Origin of the sequence: Myxococcus qinghaiensis, from assembly GCF_024198215.1 — a bacterium.
Classification (GTDB): Bacteria; Myxococcota; Myxococcia; order Myxococcales; family Myxococcaceae; genus Myxococcus; species Myxococcus qinghaiensis.
Map to the genome: position 1 here is coordinate 1 of NZ_JAKCFA010000062.1, position 3,941 is coordinate 3,941.

Here is a 3,941-nt window from a genome sequence, read left to right on the forward strand (position 1 = left end):
TGCTCCACCAGGTGCTCGTGGACCAGTCGTTCAATCTTCGATTCCAGCGTCGCAGTGGGTTTCGTTTGCATCCGCCACGGGTTGCACACCGCGACGACGGCCTCAACACCACCCCTGAACGGTTACCTTGTGGAGTTCATCGACGACTTCCTGAATGCGGGCCTGGAACTCGGTAGGGCTCAGTTTAGTGTGTGCCGCCCCGTAGGCATCGAATCCTTCCCAGAGGTTGTACCCGGAGGCCTTCGCCATGATGAGGAAGGAACCACCAAAGCAGCGATTGATTGGCCGCGCCCCGTCGGGGAGTTTCCGCGGATCTCCTGCCTCATCGACGCCGTAGTAGCCCTCATCCCAGTAGAAGCTTTCGACGTACTCACCGGGAGCCAGCTCGAGGACGAACTCGAACGCCTCATCGGGGCCGTTCTCGTAAACGCCCGACGGTGCGAGTTTGCCCGTCTGGAGCAGGAAATAGGCCCACTCACGCAAAGGGTCTCGCTCTGGCATGACGAACTGCAGAGAGTCGGGGCGAACGATGCGGGTGACGCCGCCGAAGCCGAGTTCAATGCAATGAGCTTCCTGGCTGTGGATGGCACCTTCGAAGTCGAGGCCTCCACCAGAGGGGAGAAAGACGTGGTTCAGAGGAGCCTTCTTCCCGACGTCTTCGAGGACGTCGATGATGTCACTGACTTTCGTCCAGGTGACGCTGGCGCTCTTGCCGGAGAACCCCTCCGTCACGGCACGCCACGCTGACAGGCTCTCCTCGCGGAAGCTGCGACGGCGCTCTTGGTGGCCGAGTGGTACTCCGCCACGGGGATGGGCAGCAGCTCCTGCCCCTCGTGCCGCGTCTTCAGCCTCAAGGTTGCGCTTCGCTGTCGTGAATGGCTCGCCCGTTCGCTCCATGCGCGCACGCACGCGGGCCTTGAACTTCTTCTCGTCGGTCATCGCAGACTCCACGCCAACGCGGTCTCATCCCCCACCTGAGCCTGTTGGCTAGGAATCGCGACAACCGCCCGAGGTCTGGTGGCCCCTTTGCCTCGCTCTCAGGTCCCGTGGGGGGAGACCAGTGCGGGTCAGGCGGAAGGCGACCGCCCGAAGTGAACGTAGTGCGGACGATGGAGGGACGCAACAATCCTCCCCGGGTGGTGTCGAGCTAGTGGAGTGTCCACGAATTTTTTGGACATAATCGGGCAAAGTGCCCTTCCACCTGCTCCGTGACTATGTCCACGTACTTCGTGGACAGGCCACTAGCCGGTCGGATCGAGGGCGGCTCGCCGTCGGCGAGCAAATGGACTGGAGTGACCTGCCCGTCGCGTGGTGAGAGACCAGCGCCATCACGTCAACGCGGTGGTTAGGTGCCGCTTCATTCGCTCAAGCAGGGATTCGCCCGTGACATTCGAGCCCTCCTCACGGACATCCTTGACCCACGTGGGTTCCGTCGCGATGGTCACGGCGACTGCTTTGCGCACCAAGCGGTAGAAGGTAGTCGGGTCGTCCGGCTCGATTGCTCTTTCCGAATGGAAGTAGTCGAGGTCGATGTCCAGGACGTAGGGTTCGGCCTCGACCGCCAACACGCCGTCCTGCGCCGCCATGGTGTCGAGCGCCTTAAGTCTCTGGTCGAGGTAGACGGATTCCAGCACCTGAGCTGAGTGGAGCGACGCGCATTTGTCATCGTGCAACGCCTTTATGCAGCCAATTGCGCAGAACGAACTCGTCTCGTAGAGAACGCTGTGTTCGCTGGAGTTTCCGTGGGAGAGGTTTATCACAAAGCCGCGAGACACGATCCGGGCCTTGATCGCTGTCCAAACATGCTCGTCGTTGTGGAGCTTGTCGATGGCGTGCATCACCGACGCCTCGTCGTCATAGCGCAGATTGGCGATCATCCCGGGTAACCTCGCCTCCATGGCCGCTACATCAAGAGGCTGGAGTAAATAAGGTGTCTGAGAGCAGTTGACCTCCGTAGTCAGCCTACGCGTGGCGTCCGCTCGGTGCCGGTAAAACGGTTCTTCCGTGTCGGTGTGGTGGTCGAGCGTAAGCAGCACTGGTGCGGCGGTGAGGGACCGACGGATCTCCGCCCATGACTGCAGGACGTGGTGGTGCGACTTGACGACGTAGACGTCTTTACCGCCGATGGTGGTCTTCTCGTGGGGCATGATGGGATGCTCGCTTGCGGGAGAATCAGGATACAACGCCAGTGCGAATCACCCTCCGGGGAGCGGGGCGGTCGCCCGGGGCTCGGCTACAGTGTGCTGAGTTCCGGCGAGACCGAGCCGCCCGAACTGTGTGCTAGGCCCGTACGCTAGTGGCCTGTCCACGAAGTACGTGGACATAGTCACGGAGCAGGTGGAAGGGCACTTTGCCCGATTATGTCCAAAAAATTCGTGGACACTCCACTAGCTGCGCCAGGCTGCCAGCGGCCCAGCGCAGTCGTTGTTGCGGTGGCTGCCTCGGGCGTATGTCCACCACGTTCACCGCTGTCGCCTACCCCCCTGGGGTGATTGCCCCCGCCCGCGAGCCCGACGCCTACTGCTGTCGGAGGAGGCCCTCCATGCGGATGCGGCTGACGCAGGATGTGGAGCAGGAGGCCGACGGCCGGCGGGAGCTGACGGTGGAGGTATTCGTCCACGAGCGGCGGGGCGGCGTCTCCGAGTTCCAGCCCGCGGGCGCTGAGTGGCGCGTGCGGTGGCTGCGTGGGACGGCGGACCTCAACCGCCAGGGCAGCGGCACGGCCACGGTGCGGGTGGCGGCGTCTGGCCTGTACTGCGTGCGGAGCGTTACGGATGCCCGGCGTGCCCGGGAGCCAACGTCGAGGTGACCGAGGCGGATAGCGACCTCCGCGCCACCGTTCTCGGGGGGAATGCGCAGGGGCCACGCATGACGCGGCCCTTGTCCAGCCCCTGGAAGAGCGCTTCGGAACTACCTCAGCCCCGGCCGCACGCGCGGCCGGCGGCGTCATGCGGCTGACGACGCCCGCGCGCGCCTCGCTCGTATTGACACTGTGCTTGATGCGGTCGTGACGCACCCATGACGCAGCGACAGGGTTTGGGTAGGCACAGGATGGCATCTCGACATCGGCATCCAGCGCGCAGGCAGTTGTCTACGCCCGAGACTGCTCCTGCGCGATTCCAGATCTACGGTGTAGAGTGGCGGCGAGCGGCCTTGATGGCATCGACGTCCTCATCGTCAATATCCTCGTGGCCAAGAGTCATGAGCGCCTTCTGAGAAATTCCTCTCAGGATGTCCTGGACAAGCTCCTTCCTCATAGGCGTGTCCTTGAGGAAGGTCGCTGCGGTCAAGGCGAGGTCCCAGAGGGCTTGCTTGAGCTCGTGGACATCAGCGCCGCCCTGCGCGTCGTCTTCCAATTGATCATGGACGGAGTCTGGGGGCTGATTGAGGACCACCGACTTCTTGCCGCCACCGAAGTGCACATTGGTTGCCTCTCCTCCATTGAAAGATTCGAGGACATCGACAGCCTTCTTGCTGAGGTAGACGACCTCCCCGTTGAGACTTCCAAACCGAACCATAGATGAACCCCTATCCGGAGCCGCTGCTCCAGAGTCGGTGCTAGCAGGGTTGCAGGGAGCATCCACGCGCAAAGTGAAATCACGGCGCCTGCACGGAGAGTGGGACGTGGTGTGCGGAGAAGGGAGCCAATGAGGGCTTCTTGCTGTAGGGCTTGGTGCGACTGTAGATGCAGGCACTCCTTGTGGGCGAGTGGTCACTTTTTGAGGCCTTCGCTTCTGCGGTCCGCCCCCGCGTCGACTCGAGCGCGGCGCGGTGGCGTAAACTGTCGGCAAAGGGGCGGCGGCGAGGCCTAACTGGTCGTGTCCCTATAAGTGTGTAGTCGGCGAGCAGGGATGAGCGTGAAAGAGGGAAGCTCCTCGGTGAAACCAACCGAGACGGTCTCCCCCTGGCAGGGGAGCCGAGGAGTTCCCGCCGTGGACGAT

4 protein-coding genes are annotated in these 3,941 nt (G+C 62.9%); 1 reads left to right on the forward strand and 3 read right to left on the reverse strand.

The features are described from left to right. Positions 1-102 precede the first annotated feature (102 nt). Together LZ199_RS45720 and LZ199_RS45725 are read right to left on the reverse strand one after the other, a co-directional pair. On the reverse strand, positions 103-939 hold the full coding sequence (locus tag LZ199_RS45720) for a hypothetical protein (protein ID WP_254000152.1): 837 nt from the start codon (positions 937-939) through the stop codon (positions 103-105). A gap of 389 nt (positions 940-1,328) precedes the next feature. Beyond that, a complete protein-coding gene (locus LZ199_RS45725) occupies positions 1,329-2,147 on the reverse strand; it encodes a peptide arginase family protein (RefSeq protein ID WP_254000153.1) in 819 nt (272 codons plus the stop codon). A 395-nt stretch (positions 2,148-2,542) separates the two neighbouring features. Here LZ199_RS45725 and LZ199_RS45730 point away from each other — a divergent pair, with 395 nt between their 5' ends. Further along, positions 2,543-2,809: a hypothetical protein gene (locus LZ199_RS45730; protein WP_254000154.1), complete on the forward strand. Its 267-nt coding sequence runs from the start codon at positions 2,543-2,545 to the stop codon at positions 2,807-2,809. 316 nt (positions 2,810-3,125) lie between these two features. Here the strand turns inward: LZ199_RS45730 and LZ199_RS45735 are convergent, their stop codons facing one another. Beyond that, a complete protein-coding gene (locus LZ199_RS45735) occupies positions 3,126-3,518 on the reverse strand; it encodes a hypothetical protein (RefSeq protein WP_254000155.1) in 393 nt (130 codons plus the stop codon). Positions 3,519-3,941 lie beyond the last annotated feature (423 nt).